General features: G+C 32.5%; 20 protein-coding genes. 10 read left to right on the top strand and 10 right to left on the bottom strand.

Going from position 1 to position 22,874, the window contains the following annotated elements:
- Window positions 1-9: 9 nt before the first annotated feature.
- Window positions 10-852, bottom strand: a complete 843-nt coding sequence (locus tag V6624_RS06395) for a DUF6268 family outer membrane beta-barrel protein (protein WP_338841317.1) — start codon at window positions 850-852, stop codon at window positions 10-12.
- 231 nt (window positions 853-1,083) lie between these two features.
- Between V6624_RS06395 and V6624_RS06390 the strand changes: the two genes are divergently transcribed.
- Together V6624_RS06390 and V6624_RS06385 are read left to right on the top strand one after the other, a co-directional pair.
- Window positions 1,084-2,412 carry a DUF4270 family protein gene (locus tag V6624_RS06390; RefSeq protein WP_111283821.1) on the top strand — a complete coding sequence of 443 codons (1,329 nt, stop codon included), beginning with the start codon at window positions 1,084-1,086 and terminating at the stop codon, window positions 2,410-2,412.
- Window positions 2,412-3,647: an aromatic hydrocarbon degradation protein gene (locus V6624_RS06385; RefSeq protein WP_111283823.1), complete on the top strand. Its 1,236-nt coding sequence runs from the start codon at window positions 2,412-2,414 to the stop codon at window positions 3,645-3,647. The genes V6624_RS06390 and V6624_RS06385 overlap by 1 nt, the downstream gene beginning before the upstream one ends.
- Before the next feature lie 4 nt (window positions 3,648-3,651).
- Here the strand turns inward: V6624_RS06385 and murI are convergent, their stop codons facing one another.
- The 8 genes from murI to V6624_RS06345 form a co-directional block, all read right to left on the bottom strand.
- Window positions 3,652-4,428: a glutamate racemase gene (gene murI / locus V6624_RS06380; RefSeq protein WP_111283825.1), complete on the bottom strand. Its 777-nt coding sequence runs from the start codon at window positions 4,426-4,428 to the stop codon at window positions 3,652-3,654.
- A gap of 149 nt (window positions 4,429-4,577) precedes the next feature.
- Complete coding sequence (locus tag V6624_RS06375; RefSeq protein WP_204251661.1) at window positions 4,578-5,081, bottom strand: OmpH family outer membrane protein; 504 nt, start codon at window positions 5,079-5,081, stop codon at window positions 4,578-4,580.
- 14 nt (window positions 5,082-5,095) lie between these two features.
- Window positions 5,096-6,139: an OmpH family outer membrane protein gene (locus tag V6624_RS06370; protein ID WP_111283827.1), complete on the bottom strand. Its 1,044-nt coding sequence runs from the start codon at window positions 6,137-6,139 to the stop codon at window positions 5,096-5,098.
- 42 nt (window positions 6,140-6,181) lie between these two features.
- A complete protein-coding gene (locus tag V6624_RS06365; protein WP_111283829.1) occupies window positions 6,182-8,929 on the bottom strand; it encodes a BamA/OMP85 family outer membrane protein in 2,748 nt (915 codons plus the stop codon).
- Window positions 8,862-9,602: an isoprenyl transferase gene (locus V6624_RS06360; RefSeq protein ID WP_111283831.1), complete on the bottom strand. Its 741-nt coding sequence runs from the start codon at window positions 9,600-9,602 to the stop codon at window positions 8,862-8,864. Before V6624_RS06360 ends, V6624_RS06365 begins: the two co-directional genes overlap by 68 nt.
- A 2-nt stretch (window positions 9,603-9,604) precedes the next feature.
- On the bottom strand, window positions 9,605-10,297 hold the full coding sequence (locus tag V6624_RS06355) for a DUF6089 family protein (protein ID WP_111283833.1): 693 nt from the start codon (window positions 10,295-10,297) through the stop codon (window positions 9,605-9,607).
- A gap of 173 nt (window positions 10,298-10,470) precedes the next feature.
- Window positions 10,471-11,355: an NAD kinase gene (locus tag V6624_RS06350; protein ID WP_338841314.1), complete on the bottom strand. Its 885-nt coding sequence runs from the start codon at window positions 11,353-11,355 to the stop codon at window positions 10,471-10,473.
- A gap of 99 nt (window positions 11,356-11,454) precedes the next feature.
- Window positions 11,455-12,114 (bottom strand): CBS domain-containing protein, encoded by a 660-nt coding sequence (locus V6624_RS06345; protein ID WP_111283837.1) that lies wholly within the window; start codon window positions 12,112-12,114, stop codon window positions 11,455-11,457.
- 116 nt (window positions 12,115-12,230) lie between these two features.
- Here V6624_RS06345 and V6624_RS06340 point away from each other — a divergent pair, with 116 nt between their 5' ends.
- The 3 genes from V6624_RS06340 to V6624_RS06330 all read left to right on the top strand — a co-directional run bounded on the left by V6624_RS06340 (window position 12,231) and on the right by V6624_RS06330 (window position 16,157).
- Window positions 12,231-12,944 carry a pyridoxine 5'-phosphate synthase gene (locus V6624_RS06340; RefSeq protein ID WP_338841312.1) on the top strand — a complete coding sequence of 238 codons (714 nt, stop codon included), beginning with the start codon at window positions 12,231-12,233 and terminating at the stop codon, window positions 12,942-12,944.
- Between the two features lie 79 nt (window positions 12,945-13,023).
- Window positions 13,024-15,297: a TonB-dependent receptor gene (locus tag V6624_RS06335; RefSeq protein ID WP_338841310.1), complete on the top strand. Its 2,274-nt coding sequence runs from the start codon at window positions 13,024-13,026 to the stop codon at window positions 15,295-15,297.
- 5 nt (window positions 15,298-15,302) lie between these two features.
- Window positions 15,303-16,157, top strand: coding sequence for a DUF4249 domain-containing protein (locus tag V6624_RS06330; protein WP_338841309.1), 855 nt, complete (start codon window positions 15,303-15,305; stop codon window positions 16,155-16,157).
- Between the two features lie 49 nt (window positions 16,158-16,206).
- Here V6624_RS06330 and V6624_RS06325 read toward each other — a convergent pair whose 3' ends face one another.
- The gene (locus V6624_RS06325) at window positions 16,207-17,592 is read right to left on the bottom strand and encodes a hypothetical protein (RefSeq protein ID WP_111283845.1); all 1,386 of its coding nucleotides are present in this window, start codon (window positions 17,590-17,592) and stop codon (window positions 16,207-16,209) included.
- Window positions 17,593-17,795: 203 nt separating this feature from the next.
- Here V6624_RS06325 and V6624_RS06320 point away from each other — a divergent pair, with 203 nt between their 5' ends.
- The 5 genes from V6624_RS06320 to clpX all read left to right on the top strand — a co-directional run bounded on the left by V6624_RS06320 (window position 17,796) and on the right by clpX (window position 22,820).
- The gene (locus V6624_RS06320; RefSeq protein WP_111283847.1) at window positions 17,796-18,560 is read left to right on the top strand and encodes an alpha/beta fold hydrolase; all 765 of its coding nucleotides are present in this window, start codon (window positions 17,796-17,798) and stop codon (window positions 18,558-18,560) included.
- 56 nt (window positions 18,561-18,616) lie between these two features.
- On the top strand, window positions 18,617-18,961 hold the full coding sequence (locus V6624_RS06315) for a phage holin family protein (RefSeq protein WP_111283849.1): 345 nt from the start codon (window positions 18,617-18,619) through the stop codon (window positions 18,959-18,961).
- Window positions 18,962-19,073: 112 nt separating this feature from the next.
- Window positions 19,074-20,396, top strand: coding sequence for a trigger factor (locus V6624_RS06310; RefSeq protein WP_111283851.1), 1,323 nt, complete (start codon window positions 19,074-19,076; stop codon window positions 20,394-20,396).
- A gap of 325 nt (window positions 20,397-20,721) precedes the next feature.
- On the top strand, window positions 20,722-21,396 hold the full coding sequence (clpP, locus tag V6624_RS06305; RefSeq protein ID WP_111283853.1) for an ATP-dependent Clp endopeptidase proteolytic subunit ClpP: 675 nt from the start codon (window positions 20,722-20,724) through the stop codon (window positions 21,394-21,396).
- A gap of 191 nt (window positions 21,397-21,587) precedes the next feature.
- Entirely contained in the window at window positions 21,588-22,820 is a 1,233-nt protein-coding gene (clpX, locus tag V6624_RS06300) for an ATP-dependent Clp protease ATP-binding subunit ClpX (RefSeq protein ID WP_111283855.1), read from the top strand.
- Window positions 22,821-22,874: the final 54 nt, after the last annotated feature.

Below are 22,874 nucleotides of genomic sequence, written 5' to 3'. Positions count from 1 at the left end.
TTATTTAATTTATTGTTTGTATTTGATCCCTATTCCTAAAACGTAACCATTTCCAGTATTATAATCGTATACTTTATGGTCACTGCTGTCTAATAAGTTGTATTTTTTATCAAAATCGTAACCTGCTTTGAAATTTAAAAACCAATTGCCTCCAACGTTTCTTTCGTATTCCAAAGCCGATGTCATTTGTGATAAAACAGCTTTTTCAGCATTATTATCTGCATTGATGCTTTCGTCTAAATGATAAAAATTTCCATTAAAACTGTTCGTTAAACTGAATTTGTTTCGAACATTATTTGAATAAGAAATTTTCGAATCTGGAAAACCAATTCTAAAATCGGTTTTGTCATTCATTTTATAATCAAAAGCCACAATCGGTGTGATTTTTGGTGCTCCAAAAATCGACGTTCGCCCAGCTCCAACTATTACATTCACTTTTGAACCAATCTGTTGGCTGATCGCTAAACTTCCTAAAACAGTAAGGTCCGAAAAATCTAAATTGCTCTGAAAGTTTGCCGTTGGAACAATAGAAAACTGCCATTTTGTTTTTTCTGACATTTCATACGAATATTCAAACTTGTCTTGAATTTGGTTGAATTTATCCTGATCTTCATAAAAGTTGTATGGATTAAATTCGTAATTCACCTTTAAATTTGAATAATCTAATGTGTTTGCTATTTTGCTTTTTGTTCCTAGTTCTTTTTGATAAAAAATAGCAATGTCTGTTTCGTTAAAATTTATTTTATCTGTTGGCTCAGTTTTGAAATTCACATTGGCGCTGAAATTTTCTTGAGCTTTCAAACCTAAAACTGAAATCAAAAAAAGAGAACAAATTAAAAACCGTACTTTCATTATTTATTTTATTGGCTCAAAATTAGGTGGATGGCCCTCTTAAAAAAAAGAAGATATATATATGACCTGTTTTGATAGACAAAATCCCCCTTTTTAAGGCCGAATTAAAATTTGAGAACGGAATTGATATTGTAGATGAATTTGTGCAGTCTGTAGCTTAAAAAAGCGTGATAGTATATGTTATAGTGTGTCGCCAGAGCGAGCAATTTATATTTGCGCAAAAAATAGATTATGCGCAAGTTTATATTGATACTGCTTTTTGTACTGAGCTTATTTTCATGTGGGACAGATACAGACACGGGTGAATTTACAGTCGGATCAGATTATTTGGCTTTGAGTAATAAAGTGGTCTTAATCGATACCGTTACAGTCGATATGTCAACTATAAATTTTGACTCGCTGGCGACTTCAAATAGAAGTAGAATTTTAATTGGAAATTACGATGATCCTATTTTTGGAAAAGTAAAATCTGATAGTTATTTCCAGCTTTCTACGAGTACTTATGCTTTAACAAGCGTGGGATCAGATACAGAATCTGTAAACTATGTTTTCGATTCTATTTCTATGATTCTTAAATACGATCGTTATTATTATGGAGATACCACAAGGGTACAGACATTTAATATTCATAGATTAACTCAAAGGGTTAAGCCAAACACAGAAGATGATAATTTCTATAATAATTCAACTTTGAGTTATAGCCCAGAAAGCCTTGGGACAATCTCATATAGACCCAGACCATTACAGAAAGATTCTATAAATATCCAAATGAGTAAGGAATTTGGAGAGGCACTTTTTTTAAAAATCAAAAAAAGAGAAATTACAGACTATGATAGTTTTACAGAATATTTAAAAGGATTAGTGCTTGTACCTGACACCGGAAATTCTTCAAGTGCTATTGGTTTTAGTGTTTCAACAAGTAAAGTGCGATTGTACTATTCAAAATATCAGGCAGATGATGAAGCGGATTCTTATATTCTCGACTTTCAGATTTTAGATGCCACAAAACAGTTTAATTCTATATCGTCAGATAAAACGGGTACAATCCTTCAAAGTCTCCCCATTTCGACCAGTAAATTATCCAGTACATTAACAAACAATCAAGGATATATTCAGTCTGGAACTGGAGTGGCTTGTCGAGTCGATTTTCCAAATATAAAGCAGTTTAAAAATATTTCCACTAATGGAGCTATTGTCGATGCAGAATTGATTTTGAAACCCGTCAATAATTCTTATTCAGAAAAATATCCTTTAGCAGATTCTCTCACTGTTTATGTTGGAGATAATTTAAATCGAATAAGCGGTTCGCTGGTAAATTCAGCTGGTACTGCGGTTTATGGTAAATTGAGTCAAAAGAGCGACGAGTTTAATGAAAATGTCGGCTATTCTGTTTCCATTGGAGCCTTTCTGCAGAAAGAAATGCTAAAGGAATCTGATTCGAGGTCATCACTTATTTTAACCTTACCAGGAATTGCACAGTCTGTTAACCGACTAGTTTTGGGAGACCAAAAGCATTTGAACAATAAAATTCAGCTGAAAATTTATTACATCTCTTATTAATGAAAAATAAAATTGTTTTATGGAGCTGCTTCCTATTAATGTCGCTGACTTCGTTTTCTCAAAGTATTTCTAGTTCGCCATATTCACTGTATGGCGTCGGAAGTTTATATGATTCAGATTTTGGTTATCTGCCTTCAATAGGTTCTTCAGGAATTGCTTTGCCATCAGATACTTTTATCAATAATTTGAACCCGGCATCGCTTGGGTTTATGTATCAAAATCACTTTCTTTTTGATATTGGAGGAAAAGCCATTTCTACGACTTATCAAAGTAGTTCTCGAACAGAAAAACGAAATAATTTCCAGTTTTCTCATTTGGCTTTTGCATTTCCAGTAACTAAAAATTCAGGTTTTAGTTTATCGCTTCGTCCATATTCTAGTTCTGTTTTTAAAATTTCGAATTTAAAACTGCCAATTGCAGATAGTCAGGAGTATTATTATGTAAGCGCAGAAGGATCGGGTGGATTAAACAATTTAGATTTCTCATACGGATATAGATTAGGAAAGAAATTGACGCTTGGAGCAACTGCAACCGTACTTTTTGGAAATACGGTTGATGATCGTGCTTTTTTGGTTTCAAACGCAATTACAACCATAAGCAAAACAACTGATTACAGCGGAGTTCGTGCAACATTAGGAGCGCAATTTAAAGTAGATTCGACTTTTACAGTAGGAACAACATTTAAAGTTCCTGCGAAAATAAATGCATCAAAAGTACAGTCTGTAACGAGTATTGCAGACGAAGTTCAATCGTCTATTGAAACAGATGTAGCTTCAGACGTTGACGATTATTACATGCCTCTCGAAATAGGATTTGGAGCTAGTAAACGCTTTAAAAATAATCTGAATGTGACTTTAGATTACGAAAAGAGTTTTTGGGGAAGTACAAATCAGTCTGAACTTTATGGAGAATTTGTAAATCAGGATCGTTTTGCTCTTGGATTTACCTACAGTTCAAAAAAGAATGCACGAAAATATTGGGATAGAATAGGGTATGCTGCAGGAGTAAATTATGATACAGGTTATCTTGAAGTAGATAGTCACCGAGTTAATAATGCCTCATTCTCAGTCGGACTTAATTTGCCAATTGAAAATACATTTTCATCTCTTAATATTTCCTATTCTTACGGGCAGAAGGGTAGAATTGCAAATGATTTAATAAAGGAAAATTACCATAAAATATCACTCAATTTATCGTTGGACGGAATTTGGTTCGTCAAGCGAAAAATTGAATAAAACTCTAAAAGTCTTTTTTGATTACGGGATATTTGTATTCTAAAATAGACTCTAAGACTTTAGGGTCAGAGTTAACATAAAATATAGGATCGTTATCTGTACTTTCAGAAAAACCTACCTTATCTTGAAGCAGATTTTTAGTCTGACGAGCAACAGCTTCTCCTGAATCTATTATTTTAATATGATCTGGGAGAATTTTTTTTATCTGAGGAATTAGATAAGGATAATGGCTGCATCCTAAAACCAAATAATCAATATTAGCTTCGATCATTGGCTGAAGGTAAGATTCTAATAATTGTGTCATTTCTGGTGAATACAAATTGCCATCTTCGATAAGCTGCACAAGTCCGTAGCCTACCTGTTCAATGATTTTGGTATTCTGAAACATTTCGGCAGTTTTATTAAACAGCTCACTATTTAGGGTTCCTTTTGTTGCAAGAATTCCAATTACTTGTGTTTGAGAATTGTTTGCTGCAGGTTTAATTGCAGGTTCAATTCCAACAAACGGAACATCATAATCTGCACGAAGTTCAAAGATTGCATTTGTTGTTGCAGTATTGCAGGCAACAACGATTAATTTGCAATTATTCTCGAGTAAAAACTCTACATTTTTTTTGCTTAAAGCAACAATTTCCTCTTTACTTTTCTGACCATAAGGTGCATTTTTGCTGTCAGCAAGATAAATGGTTTTTTCGTTTGGAAGAAGATCATGAATAGCGCTCCAAATTGAAGTTCCGCCAATACCAGAATCAAAAACGCCTATAGGATTGTTGTTTGTCATAAAGCAAATTTAATATTTTTTGAGTATAAATTGTTACTCTAAGTTAAGTCAAATCTAGAAAAAATACCAACGATTAATTTTAATTTTTTGTAAAAAAAAACTGCTCAAATTATATAAATTGAGCAGTTTAATTATAGAGATTTAATTTCTTAGAATCCTAAATCTTTTTTAACGTCAGCAGTGATGTTTGGACCATCAGCTAATAATAAAGTAGAACCATCTAAGATGTATTGGAAACCTTTAGCTTTTCCAACTTTTTGGATAGAAGCTCTAACTTTTTCCATTAAAGGTTTTACGATATCAGTTTCTTTTTGTTGTAATTCTTTTTGAGCATTGTCTCTGTAATCAACAATTCTCTTTTGCATATCTTGAACCTCTTTAGAACGCTCACCGTTTACAGCATCAGTTACTGTTGCTGCTTCAGCTTCGTACTTTTTGATTTTTACTTGATATTCGTCAACCATTTTTTTGTATTCAGCATCATATGTACCACTTAATTTTTGCAGTTGATTTTGAGCATCTAGCATAGCAGGCATTTTCGACATGATCTCGCTTACATCAACATGAGCTACCTTCGCTTGTGCGTTCATTGTGTTACTTGCTCCTAAAATAAGAATTGCAGCAATTAGTAAAGTTTTGATTTGTTTCATCATTTTTAAAATATTAATTAATTATTGGTCGTATTTGTTTTTTGCGTTTCGGCCTCTTTTGCTTTTTTAGCCGCTTCTCTTTCTTCTAAAATTTTCTTTCTTTTTTCTTCCAATTCTTTTTTACGTTGTTCGTAAAGTAATTGTCTTTCTTCAGCTTTCGTCATTGTAGGCTGTTCAGCCGCTGGTGTTTCTCCAGTGCCAGTTGCAGCAGGTGTTGCAGTTTTAGCAGTAGAGCTTGTTTTTGCAGCATCTGTTGTTGTTGCTGGCGTTTCTGTCGCTGTTTTAGCTGTTCCAGAAACCGTGCCATTTTTTTTAGCTTCTCTTTCAGCAGCTAAAGCATTTCTTCGGTCTTCGTATTCTTTTTTCTTAGCTTCTTGTTCTAATTTTCTGTCTTGAATTAGTTTCTCTCTAGCCGCCTTCTTTTCGTCAAGTGCTTTTTGACGATCAGCCATAGCTGGATTTTCGTCAATTGCATTTTCAAGATTTTCTTTCGCTTCTTGTTCTTTTAATTGTTTTTTCGTTAGCTGCTCGCGTTTCTCTGTACGATTTAAAATCCTTAAAACCTGATCGCTAATGTCAAATCTTTTGTTACTGAAAAGCATTGTAAGATCTGATGATTTGTCAAAAATAAAATCATAATTCTTTGCTTCTGCAATATCCTGAACAGCAGTAAAAACCTGATCTTGGATTGGTTTTGCTAATGCTGCTTTCTGCCTCATTAAATTACCATCAGATCCAAATTGTTTCTGCTGATAATCCATCATTTCTTGCTCCAGAAACTTAATTTCAGTTTCTCTCTCTTCAATTAATTCCTTAGTAAGTAAAGCTTTTTCTGTTTTTAAACTTTCTTTAAGGTTGTTTATATTTAATTTTTTAGCCTCAACTTCTTGTTTCCACTTTTGAGCTTTTTGCTCTAATTGTGATTTGGCTTCTTTATAATCGGAAACATTTTCTAAAATATATTCCATGTCGATGTAGCCAATTCTAGTCGTCTTTCCTTGTGCCTGACTTGTATTTGCTACAATCAAGGCTAAAAATATAAATAAAAATTGTTTTCTCATAACATAACTTTATTTGATGATTTTTAACCAAACGTTATTTCTTTAAAATTGTTGTCCAATAATAAAGTGTGTTTCCCAGCCATTAGCTTTTGTTTGTCCAGGAAGAGCGTCAAATCCGTAACCAAAGTCAATACCTAATAATCCAAATGCAGGCATGAATACACGTAAACCAGCACCAGCAGAACGATTTAAGTCAAACGGGTTGTAATCTTTGAAAGTTGGATACGATGAACCAGCTTCTAAGAACGTTAATGCATAAATCGAAGCAGATGCTTTTAATGTAATTGGATAACGTAATTCCATTGAGAATTTGTTATAAATTGTAGCTCCAATTGCATCACCGGCAGCGTTTACTGGAGTTAAAGAGTTGTTTGGATAACCTCTCAACTGGATAGTTTCTCTACCATCCATAGAGTAGTTTGCCATACCATCACCACCTAAGTAAAAACGCTCAAACGGAATTACACCTCTTTCTTGGTTGTAAGCTCCTAAGAAACCAAATTCTGTAAGTGTTCTTAATACTAATTTTCCATAAACTTTAGTATACCAATCTCCTTTGAATTTAACTTTATAGTACTCTAACCAATTGTATTTTTTCTGATCGACTTTTGCTACATCTGTATCTGCACTTCCATAATCAGAACCAACACTTACATAACCAGTTGTTCCGTTTACTGTCTCTGTTTTAACATAATCACCATTGTTAAGTGGTTTTCCGTCTACACCACTTCCTGATGTTCCAGTGTATTGTGTTTTGTATTCTTTTTGATTTTTTAAATCACCATAATCAATTCCATTAAACAATGAATAAGGTGGTGTAACTTTCGCAGAGATACTAAACTCAGAACCGTAAGTTGGGAATATCGGGTTTACCCCTTTATTACTTCTTGAAAGTCCGATAGTATAAGCTAAGTTTCTTGATGCACCGTTACCAAAAGTAAATAAACCTGTATTATAATTGTTCAAATCATAGTGCTGATAACTCACAGATTGTGATAACACAAAGTAGTCATCTGGCACAGTTAATCTTTTTGCTAAACCAACTTGGACTGTAAAAATATTAAAACTTTTGCTTCTATCAACAGTTCGGGTGATATAATTGTTAAGAAATTGCTTACTATATGAAATAGATGAACTAAACTGTACAGGTTTCTTTCCTCCAAACCAAGGTTCTGAGAAAGATAAACTATACGTTTGGAAGTATGTACTTCCTTGTAAACGAAGCGCAACTTTTTGTCCATCTCCCATTGGTAAAGGCTTGTAAGCTTCTTTGTCAAATAATTTTCGAGCAGAGAAGTTGTTAAACGAAAGCCCTAAAGTTCCAATGAAACCTCCACCGCCGTAACCTCCTTGAAGTTCGACCTGGCTAGATCCTTTTTCTACAACATTATATTCAATATCAACAGTTCCAGCTCCAGCATCTACGTTCTTAAATTTAGGATCAATTGCCTCAGGATCAAAGAAACCTAATTGTCCGATCTCACGGATAGTTCTCACTAACTGCTCTTTACTGTATTTTTCTCCCGGTTTTGTTCTTAACTCACGATAGATAACATGGTCGTTTGTTTTGTCGTTTCCAACAACAGTAATTTTATTAAAATATGCAATTGGACCTTCTGTAACTCTAATTTCAAAATCGATTGTATCGTTAACCGTTTTTACCTCTACAGCGTTAATATTCGAGAATAAATAACCGTTGTTTTGGTATAAATTGGTAATGTCTTCTGCGTCTGGTTTTGTCTTATCAGCAATTCTTTTTTCTAATAAAACTCCATTATAAGTTTCTCCTTTTTTGATTCCTAAATAGCTGTTTAAAAGGCGATCTGAATAAACTGTGTTACCTAAGAATTTAATGTTTCCAAAGTAGTATTTATTTCCTTCTTCTACATTAATCTTAATCGCAAGAGTGTTTTTTTGTTTGTTGTATTTTACTGAATCATAGATAATTCGGGCATCACGATATCCTTTTTCTTTGTAGGTTGCGATTACTTTTTCTAAGTCAGTTTTGTATTTTTCTGGGATAAATTTAGACGCTTTAAAAACTCGGATAAAGTTTTTCTGCTTTGTGTCTTTCATTGCAGCACGCAATTGATTTCCTGTAAGTTGTTTGTTTCCAATGAAATCAATGTTGCTGATTTTTACTTTATCTCCTTTGTCTATCCTGACAAGCATATTAACTTGGTGACCGTTAATAGTGTCTGGAGTATTTGTTATAGTAACTTTTGTGTTATAAAAACCTTCTTTTTTGTATTTGTTTTCAATATAATTTTTCGTGGTCGTAATTAAGTTTTCATTGACAATCTTGTTCTTTGTCAAGTTATTATCTTTAATTAAACCTTCAACTTTGCTCTTTTTAACTCCAACGAATTTAACTTCGTTTAATTTAGGAAGCTCTACGATATCAAGATCTAAATAAATACTATCATTTTCTATTTTGTTAACATAGAAAGCGATCTCATCAAAAAGACCTAGTTTGCCTAATTTTTTAATTGCGCTACTGATTTCTTCTCCAGGAACAGTGATTTCCTGTCCTTTTTGAAGGCCTGAAAAGGTTACAACAGTCTGTTCATTGAAGCTTATTTTACCAACAACAGAAACTTTGGCTAGAATATATTTTTTCCCTTGATCAAAAGGAACTCTTTCTTGTGCTTTAATTTGTGAAAAACTACCCAAAAGTAATAGGGTAAGGACTATTTGTATTTTTTTTTGCAACACTAAAAAATTATTTAATTTGTTCACTGGTTTTTCCAAATCTACGTTCTCTTTTTTGATAACTAATAATAGCCTCATATAAATCTTGGTCTTTAAAGTCTGGCCACAAGACATTAGTAAAATACAATTCTGCATAGGCGATCTGCCAAAGCAAAAAATTACTTATTCTATGTTCTCCACTTGTTCGTATTAATAAATCTACGTCGGGTAAATTTTGCGTGTAAAGATGCTCATTTATAATTGAATCGTCAATAGTGTCTATTGAAATTATATTATTTTTAACTTTATCACTAATTGACTTAATAGCATTTACCAGTTCCTCTCTAGATCCATAGCTTAAAGCGAGCGTAAGTGTTAGGCGAGTATTATTTTTGGTTTTGTCCATAACATCCAAAAGTTCTTTTTGGGCTGTTTTTGGTAATTTATCAAGATTTCCAATTGCATTAAGTCTGATATTATTTTCTTGAAGGGTAGTAAGCTCTTTTTTTAATGAATTTACCAATATTTTCATCAATGCCTGAACTTCCAGTTTTGGACGATTCCAGTTTTCTGTCGAAAAAGCATATAGAGTTAAATACTCAATACCCAATTTTGCAGAGGTTTTGATTATTTCTTTTACAGATTTTGTGCCATTTTCGTGGCCAAACGCGCGCAAAAAGCCTTGTTGTTTTGCCCATCGTCCGTTACCGTCCATGATAATGGCCAAGTGTTTAGGTAAGTTTGTGTGATCTATTGATTCTATTAAATTCATTTTTATTCTGGGCAATAGCAAGGTTTCTGTCCAAAGGTATATGTTAAAGTAATACCTGAAAAAACATACCAGTCATTATTATTTAAATTTCCAAATTTTAAAATATCTGGATTACTTGTATTCGGATTGCTTCCGTCAATGTTGTCTGTAAAAGTATAGCGTACTCCAACTTCTGCTCCTAAAACGAAACGTGGACTTATATTCGATTTTATACCTAATATAATAGGTATAGCAAATGAGCTTTTATTTTTTTGCGCGTATATTACGTTTGGACTTGTAGTATATCGGTATAAGTTGTCGAAGACAAAGAAATTTAACCCTGAAAAAATGTAAGGGGTTATCTTTGTATGATAATCGTGCAAATTAAAATCGAAAAAATTGAATTCTAAACCAGCAGAAAGTTCTTTAATATCGTTTTCAAAACGGTAGCCTCGTTGGTTTCGGCCCGTTTCTTCAGACTTGAAGTCATTTCCAATAATGCTAGATTGTGTGTATGAGAATCGCCATGCATGTCTTGGGCTTCTATTCCATTTGTATAAAATACCAAAGGCTGGTTTTTCTGGGGCAATATAAGTTGTTTTACCAACATCACCTACAAAGTTACTTCCGCCAAAAAAAACACCTATCTCATTGATCTGAGCATTAAGTGTAATAAAGGGGAAAAAACATAACAATAAATTAAAAATTTTCTTCATTTAATTCAAAATTGCGTGCAAATATAATAATTATCGATCCGAATCAAAGTTCCTTTGTTTAAATGTGCTTTTTTTTCAATTTACGTTATGATTTTGAGCCATTTAATGATGATTCACTACATGCAGAACGAGAAAATGTGGTATTATCGTATAGTGGGTAATCAGAAAAGAGTTTAATTTCTTTTATCTTCTCCCCAGAGCAATTTATTTCTTAATGTTTTTAAGAAAGTTTCGCCTGGTATTTCAACCATTTTTATGTTATAATCTGTTTTTTTAATTTTTAAAATAGATTCATTTTTTACCGAAGAAATTCTTGAATCTAAAGAAACTAAATATTGATCTTCTCTTCCTGTTACACGTAGTGTAATTTCAGTGTCATCAGGAATAACAAGTGGTCTGGCAGTTAAATTATGGGGGGCAATAGGTGTGATTACTAAACTTTTTACATCTGGCGTTAAAATTGGCCCGCCACAGCTCAAAGAATATCCAGTTGAACCAGTAGGAGTAGAGATAATTAAACCGTCTGCCCAATAAGAGTTTAGATATTCGTTATTTAAATAGGTTTCAACTGTAATCATCGAAGTTGTATCTTTTCTACTCACTGTAACTTCGTTCATTGCAAAGTTAAGTTCCTCGAAAGCTTCATTTTTAGGATCGGCAGTTAGTCCAAGTAAAGTTCTTTCAGACGTTGTATAGTTCTGATCGATTACATATTGCAACAAACTGTCAATGTTTTCTTTTTGAACTTTAGCCAGAAAACCTAATCTTCCTGCATTAATACCTAATAATGGAACACCTGAATTACGAACAAAAGCTGCGGCTCTTAAAATAGTTCCGTCGCCACCAATGCTTATTAACATTTCAAAACTATTGTCCAAAGCGCTGTTTGAAGGAAAAGTTTTGTACTCTTTCTTAACTAGCTGTTTTTCGTAAAGCATGTTAAGAAAGTTTTCTTCAATTACCATCTCAACATTATTGGTGTTGAAAAACTTGAAAATGTCTTTTATAATTGGTTCAGTACTGTTCTGATAATATTGTCCGTAAATGGCTATTTTCATTCTTTGTTAAATTAGAGAATTTGTCAATGTGTCAATTAGATAATTGTGAAATGCGAAAATCATCTAATTAACTAATTTTCTTATTGGCATATTCATAACTTATATATTAAGATACTTGTCTAAATAATCCGATCGTTCTTTTAGGCTATTTATATAGGTGTCTTCCTGATGTTCTGAAATAATTTCATAACCATATCTTCTGTAAGTCTGAATGATTTCATTAATCGCTCCTAAACCTATTTTTACAGTAATTTGAACGTTTTCTGAATCGGCTTCAGACACAAAACATCCTAAAACTTTACCATTATTACTTTCTACAATTTGGGTAGCCTCACTCATTGAATAATCTAAAAGACCTTTTTGAACAATAATAATTGCTCCTGGCTCTTTTAAAAATGGAGTTTCCTGAAAAAACTTCATGATATCTTCCATTTCATAATAACCTACATAGTTATTATTTTCGTCAAGAATTGGAAGAAGATTAGTGTGGTTTTTAGCAAAAACTTCAAGTACGTCTAGCCAAAGCATAGATTTTCTTGCAAAAAAATGTTCTAAAGTATATTTGTAGTCAATTGCTTTTTTTTCAATGTCAAATGTCTCAACATCATCAGAAGAGATACTTCCTATAAAAATACCATCTTCTAAAATCGGAAAATGAGAAAAATTCACATCAATAAAAAAGTCCTGAATCGATGCTATCGTCTCCTGACTATCAATCGCTCTGAAATCATTTGTGATATAGTTTGTAATTTCTGTCATAAATCAATTGAAGATATTTGATGCAAAATAATCAAAAAATACCGAAAACCGCTCTGTTTTACTTTGTATTTTTGTCGTAACAAATATAGTGTTACTAGAATTAATTATCTATTTATATGACAAAGTTAAGTGTTAATATCAATAAAATTGCAACGCTTCGTAATGCACGAGGCGGAAATGTTCCTGATTTATTAAAAGTAGCTGTAGATATTCAGCGATTTGGAGGGCAAGGAATTACGATTCACCCACGTCCAGATGAGCGTCATATTCGCTATCAGGATGCGCGCGATTTGAAAGCAATTATTACGACAGAATATAATATTGAAGGAAATCCGCAGCATAATTTTATTGATTTGGTTTTAGAATGCAGACCAGATCAGGTTACATTGGTTCCAGATGCAATTGGTGCAATTACTTCTTCTGCGGGCTGGGATACCATTAAAAACCAAGAATATTTGACTGAAGTTATTCAGGAATTCCAAAAAAATGGAATCAGAACGTCGATTTTTGTTGATCCAATTTTGGAAATGATTGAAGGCGCTAAAAAAACAGGAACAGATAGAATCGAATTGTATACTGAATCTTTCGCTCACCAATATAGTTTAGGAAACGAAAGAGGAATTGATCCTTATGTTGAAGCAGCTAAATTGGCAAACGAATTAGGTTTAGGAATCAATGCTGGACACGATTTGAGTTTGGATAATATCAAATTTTTCAAAGAAAATATCCCTGGTTTATTAGAAGTTTCTATTGGCCATGCTTTAATTTCAGAAGCGCTTTATCTTGGTTTGGATAATACTGTAAATATGTATTTGAATAAATTGAAGTAAGATAAAATTAAAAACAATTATAACCTGATGTAATTGGGTTATAATTGTTTATTTTCGCACTTTTCTTATTAAAATCCAAGTGTCGAAATTAATTACATTCTTTTGTTTCCTTTCTTTTTTCAATGTATTTGCACAATCAAAGGCGACCATTTCTGGCAATATAAAATCTTCTGAAAACGAAAATTTAATAGGTGTCAATATTTCCTTTAAAGCAAAAGATTTTCAAGCTTTTTCTATAGCCGATTCTCTTGGCAATTTTTCGGTAAATGTTCCTTTAGGTGAATTGAAAATTAAAATTGATCAAGAAGGATATATTCCGCAAGACATTCAATTTAAAGTTAAGAAGGATACTTTTGTTTCAATTGTTTTAGAAAAAGATATCGCACATCTAAAAGAAGTTATCATTTCTAACGATAAAAAAAGTGCCATAACCAATCTTTCTAACGGAAAGCTTTCCTTTAATGTAAAAGAATTATCATCTGTTCCGACTGTTTTAGGAACAACAGATATTATAAAAATTTTACAGCTAACTCCTGGTGTTCAAAATTCGGGTGATGCCAATGGTTATTTTTATGTTCGTGGCGGAGATCCCGGCCATAATGCAATTTTATATAACGGAACTCCTATTTATGGAATGTCTCACTTGCTTGGGATTTTTCCGTTTTATAATGCAGATCATATAAAAGATGTAGAATTTGATAAATCAAGTTCAAATGCAAAATACGGCGGACGATTAAGTTCGACAACTTTGCTGAATTCAAATAAAAAACTTCCATCTGAATTTGGCATTCAAGGAAATCTCGGAATTTTAGCTTCTCAGCTTAGTATTGCGGCTCCTTTTAGCAGTAAAACGGGGCTTTATATTTCTGGACGAAAAACGTATATCGATGAAATTGTTGGCCCAATCTTGAAATCAGGATCAAAAAGCAATGATGTTCAGGATATGAAATACGGTTTTTCTGATGGTAATCTTACTTTTTTATCTCAAGTTTCAAAGAATAATTTGTTTGCTATAGATGCCTTTGCAAGTGGCGATGAATTGAAAATTAAAGATGAAAACCTAGCGCTTAAAACAAGTTTGAAATGGAGTAATTTTACAGTTTCGCCATCTTTAATTACCACAATTTCTCCAAAGGTTAGCATGTCAAATGCTGTTTATTTTAGCCAATATTCAAATGATTTAAAGATGGAGCAGGCTACGATTGAATTTGAAGTTTCTTCGTATGTAAAGGATTTTGGATTTACAAATTCGGTACAATATTTCATTAAAAATATTCCAATAGAATCTGGATTTCAATATGTCTATCATAATTTACAGCCACAAAAGGTAAATGTTGAGAATTTTGCAACAACCAATAATAATATTCAAGATAAGATTAATGCTAATGAAGCGGCAATTTTTACAAATGCGAAGCCAAAAATAACTGAAAAGTTAGTGGCAGATTTAGGACTTCGAATTAATTATTATAATTCAGGGTCTGATTCTTATTTGCATTTTCAGCCCAGAATAGTATTGAATTATTTTGCAAGCGAAAAATATTCGTTTTACGCATCTTATAATAAACAATATCAGTATTTAAGTTTAATAACAACTTCGAGTGTCGGAATTCCGACAGATTTTTGGATTGCAAGTTCTGATGGTATAAAACCGCAATCTTCAAATGAATTTTCAATTGGTTCAAATCAAAATCTGTCCCGAAATTGGACTTCTTCTTTAGGAGGATTTTATCGTTCAATGAAAAATTTATTGGAATATCCTTATGGAGTTACTCAGTTCAATGAAATTACAACATTTAAAAATGATTTGTATGTTGGGGAAGGAAAGGCTTACGGACTTGAAACGATGCTTAAAAAAAGCAACGGAAAGTTTAGCGGTTGGCTAAGTTATACCTTAAGCTGGTCTGATCGAAATTTTGATGAATTGAATAATGGTAAAACTTACTTTGCCAAATATGACAGACGCCATAATCTTTCTTTGGTTGGAATGTATGATTTGAATTCAAAATGGAATTTTGGGCTTACTCAAGTATTCAGTTCTGGAAACCGATTTACAATGCCAACTTCTTGGTATTTTATTAATAATAATCCAGTTAAGGAATATTCAGGATATAATAATGCGCAAATGCCTAATTACATTCGAACTGATATTTCGGCTAATTATTATTTCATTAAAACAGCTAAAAAAGAAAGCGTATTTAATTTTTCAATTTATAATACTTTCAATATTGCCAATCCAATTTATGTGGTTTTAGATGTTGAAGTAAACGAAAATAAAGATAAAGTAGTGGTGTCTCAGAAAGAGAAGGTTTTATATCGCATTCTGCCTTCTATTAGTTGGAGATTTAAATTTTAAGAAATATGAAAAAGTATTTGCTTTTGCTTTTAGGTTTAGTTTTGATAAGCTGTTCGAATAATGATTTTACCACTGAAAAAAGTTTGGAGTCTAAAATTGTAGTCGAAGGCTGGATTGAAGAAGGCGATATTGCCAATGTCCTGTTATCTACAAGTATTCCCGTTACTGACGTTATTGATTCTACAAACGTATTGAATCACGTAATTAGGTCTGCAAAAATTACAATTTCTGACGGTATAAACTCTGAAGTTTTAAGAGTTAAAAATGATAAAGACAGAATACCTCCATTTGTTTATTTTGGTTCAGCTATAAAAGGAGAAGCAGGAAAGTCATATTCATTAAAAATTGAATATTTAGATCGCGTTATTGAAGCAGTGACAACAATTCCAGAAAGTGTTACGCTAAAAAATGCCGAATATATCAAAAGAAATCCTGCAGATACAACAGGTTATGTTTTTGTAAAATTTGATGATCCAATTAGTCAGAAAAACTATTATCAGATTGCGACTAAAATTGAGGGTGAAGAACCTATTTTTGTTCCTGCATTTTACGGAAATTTAGATGATAAGAATTTTGAAACTTCAGCTGTTTCAGTGCAAATAAATAGAGGAATAATATTATTTCCTAAAACTAAATTCACGCCTTATTTTGCAGATGGAGATTTAATTCATGTAAAATTAAGAACGCAGACAAAAGAAGCTCTAGATTTTTGGAACAGTTGGCAAAATGAAATTGTGAATAGCCAGAATCCAATTTATCCTGCCAACATAAGTTTGAAATCAAATATAAAAGGCGGAATAGGAATTTGGGCCGGATATGGACAAAGCACTATAATTGTAAAAACTCCTCCTAAAAAATAAAAAGCCGGTCTGAATGGTCAGACCGGCTTTAAACTGTAATTCAAAAATATTATTTTTTCTCGAAAGCTTTAATAAACTCTTCAAATTTAGCTTCGAAATTTGAGAACCCTTCAGAGAAATAAGCGCTCATTTCAACTTCTGTGCTATCACTGAATTTTAAGTAATAAACTTCGTCAAGATAAGGTTGAGTAAAAGATTCTCCTTCATTAGTCCATGAACTCCAATATCCATTTTCTTCATCCCAAACAGGTAAAGTGAAAGTGTATTCACCATCTTTTTCAGAATGTTGAACGATATCAGCGATTTTTGTTCCGTCTTTTTTAGATACTAAAATTAATTTTATGTTTTTGTTGAAATTAGCTGCAGTACCTTCAGATATTTTTTTCTCGTATGCATTTAAAGCAGTGTAATATGCTTTGAAATCGCTATCAGCTTTGTCGTATTCTGGGTGAGTAGGGCGAACATTAGCGCTTTCTAAAGCAGCATCATCAGCAGCTTCTGTAGCTAAATCCATATCAGCAAGAATTACAAAATTGTCCATTAATGTAAACAATCCATTTGCTTTACCTCTATATTGAACAAGTTCATCATTGTCAATTAATTTGTCAATTTCAGCATTACTTCCAGCATTAAACGTAATTAAGTTTTTTCCATTGAAAGTAAGAGATGCTTTAGAAGTATTTTGTGCACCTTTTACAGTACTCATTTCCCAAGTGTAACCATCATTTAAAGTTACTTTATATGTAAAATCAGTTGGAACTTCTTTACCGTTAGCATATTTTGCAGTTTGTGCAATAGTAGCAGCTTGTGCATTGTCGATTGTTAAAACAGCATCTGCTGATGTTGGTAAATAAAACCAGTCATTTAATTCTGGAGTTATAGGGCCATATTGTTGAGTTTCTTCATTCCATCCCCATTCTGCATAAGTGTCAATAATTTGAACTTTAACATCAGATGAAGTGCTTTTTGCAGAAAATACTGCATTGTTTGTAGTTTGCCCTTCTTTAGCAGGGAAAACAAATTTTAATTCAGTGCTTGAAGCAGTTTTAGTCCATGCTTTTCCTGTGCTATTCCAAGTATAGATTCCATAAACACCTGATACTGTTAGAGCTTCTTCAACACCATTTCCGCTTTTTCCGTCAAAAATGTCAACGCTACTTTGGCTAAGTAAACGAGATAAATTTTCTAATGCTTCAATTGCGCTAGAACTTTTAGTTTTGTCTAATTGTACTAACATATCGTTAGCTTCAGCTTCTAATTTTACTTTTTGCTGAGAAGGCGTTAAATTAGAATACGGCTGTTTTACTAAAGCAGCAATTTGCTCTTCTAAAGTTAATTCTGTTTCTGGTGTTGTTTCGTCACCGCTTTCGTCACTTGAACAAGAAATTGCTAGTTGCGAAAGAACTAAAGACATTAAAAAAATTTTTTTAATCATGATTTGGTTGTATTAAAAAATTAAGGTTGAATTTGAGGCAAAAGTAGTTAATATAAACCGAATGTCTTTACGGGAATCCGTAAGCCTGTAAATTTTTTTCTAATAAAATTAAATCAATAAAATTTCTTGTAGAATAATTAGTTTTAGAGATTAATTGATAGTTTTTTACATTTGTAAACAGAATTTTTTATAAATAAAATTAAATGTTATACTCAAAAATAGAAGGCGAAGGAAAACCGTTCATTATCATGCATGGATTTCTTGGTATGTCTGATAACTGGAAAACACTTGCTGGACAATATGTAGAAGCTGGATTTCAAGTTCATATTTTAGATTTAAGAAACCACGGACGCAGTTTTCATTCAGACGAATGGAGTTATGAAGCAATGGTTCAAGATGTGTACGAATATTGTCAAGCGAATAATCTAACCAGAATTGATATTCTAGGGCATTCAATGGGAGGAAAAGTGGCGATGCTTTTTGCAACGACACATCCAGAAATTGTAGACAAATTGATTGTGGCAGATATTGGTCCGAGATTCTACAAGCAGCATCATCAAGATATTTTGGCAGGATTAAATGCTATTGATTTTTCGGTAAAACCGAGTCGAAATGATGTTGAAGCAACTTTATCACAATATGTTCCAGATTTTGGAACTCGTCAGTTTTTATTGAAAAACCTATATTGGGCAGCACCTGGACAATTGGCTTTTAGATTTAATCTAGAAGTTTTTAATAATAATCTGGACGCAATTGGAAAACCTCTAGCAGATGATTTAGTTTTTGATAAACCAACTCTATTTATTCGTGGAGGAAACTCTGGATATATTCAAGATGAAGATGTTGACGGAATTCGCAAGCATTTTCCAAATCTAACATTAGAAACTATTCCAAACGCTGGGCATTGGCTTCATGCAGAAAATCCTAAAATGTTTTTCGAATTGACAGCGATGTTTTTAAAGGAATAAAAACAGTTTTGCTAAAAAATTTATTACTTTTAAATAAATTTTAAACCTGAAAAACTATGAAATTATTACTTAGACTTCTTGTTACGGCTGCCTTGGTTTTATTATTGTCTAACATTTTAACTGGGGTTCACGTTGCTAGTTTTGGTACCGCTGTAATTGTTGCAGTAGTTTTAGGATTGCTGAATATCTTTATTAAGCCAATTTTAGTATTGCTAACTCTACCAGTAACGTTTGTTACGCTTGGTTTATTTTTATTAGTCATAAATGCTGTAATTATTTTACTGTGCACAAAAATTGTTGGAGGTTTTGTAGTCGATACATTCTGGACAGCACTAATATTCAGTATTATTTTGTCTATACTTCAATCTCTTACTTATAAAATATTAGGAGACGATAAATAAAACAATTGAAGAGATTAAAACAGCTTCAAATACAATAGATTAAAAACTTGGTTGGGTTGCAAAAATTTTATAATTTTGCAACCCAATTTTATTATGTAAATTAAAGAAGAAGATGGATATTAAAAGAGTAGCAATAGACGCAGTTAACGAGACAATTGTATTGAACGTTGTTCATATGGATTATAAAGGTCAAGTAGCAAAAAGAATTAACGAAAAAATGCCTTTAGCGCAAGTAAAAGGATTTAGAAAAGGTGCAGTGCCTAAAGATCTTGTTGAAAAACAATACGGAAAAGGTATTAAACAAGAAGAGATTAAAAAAGTAGTTGATTTGGCTTTAGAGCGTTATATTCAATCTGAAAGATTAAATCTTTTAGGAACTCCTCTTGCTAAAGTAAACGAAGATTTTAACTGGGACGCTGAAGAATTAACTTTCGAATACGAAATTGGTTTAGTGCCAAACTTCGAAATTAATTTAGAAGCTAAAAATGATATCGTAAAATATATCGTTACTGCTGATGATAAATTAATCGACGGACAAGTAGAGCGTATCCAAAAACAATTCGGAAAAGCAATTCCTCAAGATAAAGTTGAAGCTGATTCAGATTTAACTGGAACTTTCTCAAGTGAAGAAAACGGAATCAACAATACAACTACAATTTCAGTTAGCGCTTTCAGCAAAAAAGCTGGAAAACAATTCGTAGGTAAAAAAGTTGGAGATGTTGTTACAGTAAGCACAAAAGGTTTATTTGATGACGATCACCAATTAATGGATTACTTAAAAGTAGGTCACGAAGGTGTTCACGGTTTAGATGTTGAAGTAAACTTTACTATTTCAGCAATCAATGGTTCTGAGCCAGCTGAATTAAACCAAGAATTATTTGATAAACTTTTTGGTGAAGGAAAAGTAGCTTCTTTAGAAGATTTAAAAGCTAAAATTAAAGAAGATGCTGAAGCACAATTCGCACAGCAATCAGAGCAAAAATTATTATTAGACGTTCAGGATTTCTTAATCGAAAACACAAAATTCGATTTACCAGCTGAATTCTTGAAAAAATGGTTACAAACTGTAGGAGAGAAAAAATTAACTCCAGAAGAAGCAGAAGTTGAATACGCAAGATCTGAAAAAGGTTTACGTTTCCAATTAATCGAAGGAAAAGCTTTAGCTCAAAGCAATATCCAAATTACATTTGAAGATTTGAAAGAGTTTACGTCAAACGCTATCAGACAGCAAATGGCTCAATTTGGTCAAACAAACCCAACTGACGAAGAAGTTCAAGGAATCGTGGCTAGAGTTTTATCTAACCAAGATGAAGTAAAAAGACTTTCTGAGCAAGTTGTAGCGGCTAAAATGTTAGACATCTTCAAAGAAAAAGCTAACCCAACCACTAAAGAGGTTACTTACGAAGAATTTATTGCAGCTTCTTACGGAGAATAAATTTAAGTCTGAAAGTCAAAAGTTCTAAAGTCGAAAGTTAAGAAGTCTACTTTTTAAAAATTAAGATTTTATTACAGAAACTGAAAGATAAAAATAATTATATTTGAACGTCAATGGAATTTTTTATTCTGTTGACGTTCTTTTTTTGTTTCAGGTTTCAAGTTGCTAAACGTTTCTTAGTAAAAAAACTTAGAATCTTAGTACCTTAGAATCTTAGCATCTTAAAAAAGAAGACAAATTGGCATCCTTAATAAAAAGGTATGAACTTTGTTTTATCCGTTTAAGTCAATTTCTGACTTTAGACTTTCAACTTTAAACTAAAAATATGAACTACGGTAAAGAATTCAAAAAATTTGCTACAAAGCACCAAGGAGTAAACGCAATGTATTACGATAAAATCGTAGCAGCAATGACTCCAACTAACATGACTCCATATATTATTGAAGAGCGTCAGTTGAATGTTTCTCAATTGGACGTGTTTTCTAGATTAATGATGGATAGAATTATCTTTTTAGGAACTGGTATTGATGACCAAATCGCTAATATCGTTCAGGCGCAGTTATTGTTTTTAGAAAGCGCTGATGCTTCAAAAGACATTCAGATTTATTTAAACTCTCCAGGAGGAAGTGTTTATGCAGGTTTAGGAATTTACGATACAATGCAGTACATCAAACCAGATGTGGCAACAATCTGTACAGGAATGGCAGCTTCTATGGGAGCGGTTTTATTGTGTGCAGGAGCTGCAGGAAAACGTTCTGCATTACCTCACTCAAGAGTAATGATTCACCAGCCATCAGGAGGAGCGCAAGGTGTTGCAACAGATATGGAAATCAACTTACGTGAGATGCTTAAATTAAAAGATGAATTGTACAATATCATTTCTCACCACTCTGGCCAGACTTTCGAAAGAGTTCATAAAGATAGTGAGCGCGATTACTGGATGAAAGCTGATGAGGCTAAAGAATACGGAATGATCGATGAAGTATTAAGAAGAGGATAATTTTTAATGTTTAAATTGTTTCAGGTTTCAAGTTTCAAGTTGGGTAGATAATGCACCAACTTGAAACTTGAAACCTGAAACTTGAAACAAAAAATAAATATTAAGCTGCATAGGATTAAGTTTTTAAGTTTTAATTAAATCAAAAAGCTTATAAACTTAGTATCTTTGCAGCTTAGTAACTTAAATAAAGAATGGCAAAAGTAGTATTAGAATGTTCGTTTTGTGGAAGAAAGAAGCCAGAAACTAATTTATTAATTGCTGGTATCAATGCACACATTTGTGATAAGTGTATTGAACAGGCACACGGAATTGTTTTAGAAGAATTAAAATCTAGTGGAAGTGCAAAATTAGTTGGGGACTTAATTTTAAAGAAACCAAAAGAAATTAGAGCTTTCCTAGATCAATATGTTATTGGTCAAGACCAGACTAAAAAAGTAATGTCAGTTGCGGTTTACAATCACTACAAACGTTTAATGCAACAGCAATTAGACGATGAAGTTGAAATCGAAAAAAGTAACATCATCATGGTTGGTCAAACAGGAACAGGAAAAACATTAGTAGCAAAAACTATTGCTAAAATGTTAGACGTTCCGTTAGCAATTGTTGATGCAACAGTATTAACAGAAGCAGGATATGTTGGAGAAGATGTTGAAAGTATTTTAACACGTTTACTTCAAGCTGCTGATTATGATGTAGCTAAAGCCGAAAGAGGAATTGTATTTATTGATGAAATTGATAAAATTGCACGTAAAAGCGATAATCCGTCAATAACACGTGACGTTTCTGGAGAAGGTGTTCAGCAAGCATTATTGAAGTTGTTAGAAGGAACGGTTGTAAATGTACCGCCAAAAGGAGGACGTAAACACCCAGACCAAAAATTCGTAGAAGTAAATACTCAAAATATCTTATTTATTGCTGGTGGTGCTTTTGATGGAGTTGAACGTATTATTTCAAAACGTTTAAACCGTCAGGCAGTTGGTTATTCAACTTCTAAAAATACAGACAATATCGATAAGGATAATTTGTTACAATATATTATTCCGAAAGATATCAAAGATTTTGGTTTGATTCCTGAGATTATTGGTCGTTTGCCAGTTTTAACGCATATGGATCCTTTGGATAAAGCAACACTTCGTGCGATTTTAACACAGCCTAAAAATGCATTGATCAAACAATATCAGAAATTATTCTTAATGGATGATGTTGAATTCACGATTACAAACGAAGCTTTAGATTTCATTGTAGACAAAGCTTTAGAGTATAAATTAGGTGCTCGTGGATTACGTTCTTTATGTGAAGCTATCCTAACAGATGCAATGTACGAACTGCCAACTTCAGATGACACAAGTTTGACAATCGATAAAGAATATGCAGAACATACTTTGAGTAAAAACTTATTGAAGCGTATGGAAATTGCTTCTTAATTATTGAAAATATAGTTTCTAAAAACCTGTTCATTTTTTGAACAGGTTTTTTTT

Origin of the sequence: Flavobacterium ginsenosidimutans, assembly GCF_037478105.1 — a bacterium.
Taxonomy (GTDB): domain Bacteria; phylum Bacteroidota; class Bacteroidia; order Flavobacteriales; family Flavobacteriaceae; genus Flavobacterium; species Flavobacterium ginsenosidimutans.
Note: the sequence above shows the minus strand (reverse complement) of the source record. Positions and strands in the feature narration are given on the sequence as shown.

Bases quoted from the DNA above. Each gene is read 5' to 3' on its own strand.
- V6624_RS06395 (WP_338841317.1), bottom strand. From the start codon at position 852: ATGAAAGTACGGTTTTTAATTTGTTCTCTTTTTTTGATTTCAGTTTTA.
- V6624_RS06390 (WP_111283821.1), top strand. From the start codon at position 1,084: ATGCGCAAGTTTATATTGATACTGCTTTTTGTACTGAGCTTATTTTCA.
- V6624_RS06385 (WP_111283823.1), top strand. From the start codon at position 2,412: ATGAAAAATAAAATTGTTTTATGGAGCTGCTTCCTATTAATGTCGCTG.
- murI (WP_111283825.1), bottom strand. From the start codon at position 4,428: ATGACAAACAACAATCCTATAGGCGTTTTTGATTCTGGTATTGGCGGA.
- V6624_RS06375 (WP_204251661.1), bottom strand. From the start codon at position 5,081: ATGATGAAACAAATCAAAACTTTACTAATTGCTGCAATTCTTATTTTA.
- V6624_RS06370 (WP_111283827.1), bottom strand. From the start codon at position 6,139: ATGAGAAAACAATTTTTATTTATATTTTTAGCCTTGATTGTAGCAAAT.
- V6624_RS06365 (WP_111283829.1), bottom strand. From the start codon at position 8,929: ATGAGGCTATTATTAGTTATCAAAAAAGAGAACGTAGATTTGGAAAAA.
- V6624_RS06360 (WP_111283831.1), bottom strand. From the start codon at position 9,602: ATGAATTTAATAGAATCAATAGATCACACAAACTTACCTAAACACTTG.
- V6624_RS06355 (WP_111283833.1), bottom strand. From the start codon at position 10,297: ATGAAGAAAATTTTTAATTTATTGTTATGTTTTTTCCCCTTTATTACA.
- V6624_RS06350 (WP_338841314.1), bottom strand. From the start codon at position 11,355: ATGAAAATAGCCATTTACGGACAATATTATCAGAACAGTACTGAACCA.
- V6624_RS06345 (WP_111283837.1), bottom strand. From the start codon at position 12,114: ATGACAGAAATTACAAACTATATCACAAATGATTTCAGAGCGATTGAT.
- V6624_RS06340 (WP_338841312.1), top strand. From the start codon at position 12,231: ATGACAAAGTTAAGTGTTAATATCAATAAAATTGCAACGCTTCGTAAT.
- V6624_RS06330 (WP_338841309.1), top strand. From the start codon at position 15,303: ATGAAAAAGTATTTGCTTTTGCTTTTAGGTTTAGTTTTGATAAGCTGT.
- V6624_RS06325 (WP_111283845.1), bottom strand. From the start codon at position 17,592: ATGATTAAAAAAATTTTTTTAATGTCTTTAGTTCTTTCGCAACTAGCA.
- V6624_RS06320 (WP_111283847.1), top strand. From the start codon at position 17,796: ATGTTATACTCAAAAATAGAAGGCGAAGGAAAACCGTTCATTATCATG.
- V6624_RS06315 (WP_111283849.1), top strand. From the start codon at position 18,617: ATGAAATTATTACTTAGACTTCTTGTTACGGCTGCCTTGGTTTTATTA.
- V6624_RS06310 (WP_111283851.1), top strand. From the start codon at position 19,074: ATGGATATTAAAAGAGTAGCAATAGACGCAGTTAACGAGACAATTGTA.
- clpP (WP_111283853.1), top strand. From the start codon at position 20,722: ATGAACTACGGTAAAGAATTCAAAAAATTTGCTACAAAGCACCAAGGA.
- clpX (WP_111283855.1), top strand. From the start codon at position 21,588: ATGGCAAAAGTAGTATTAGAATGTTCGTTTTGTGGAAGAAAGAAGCCA.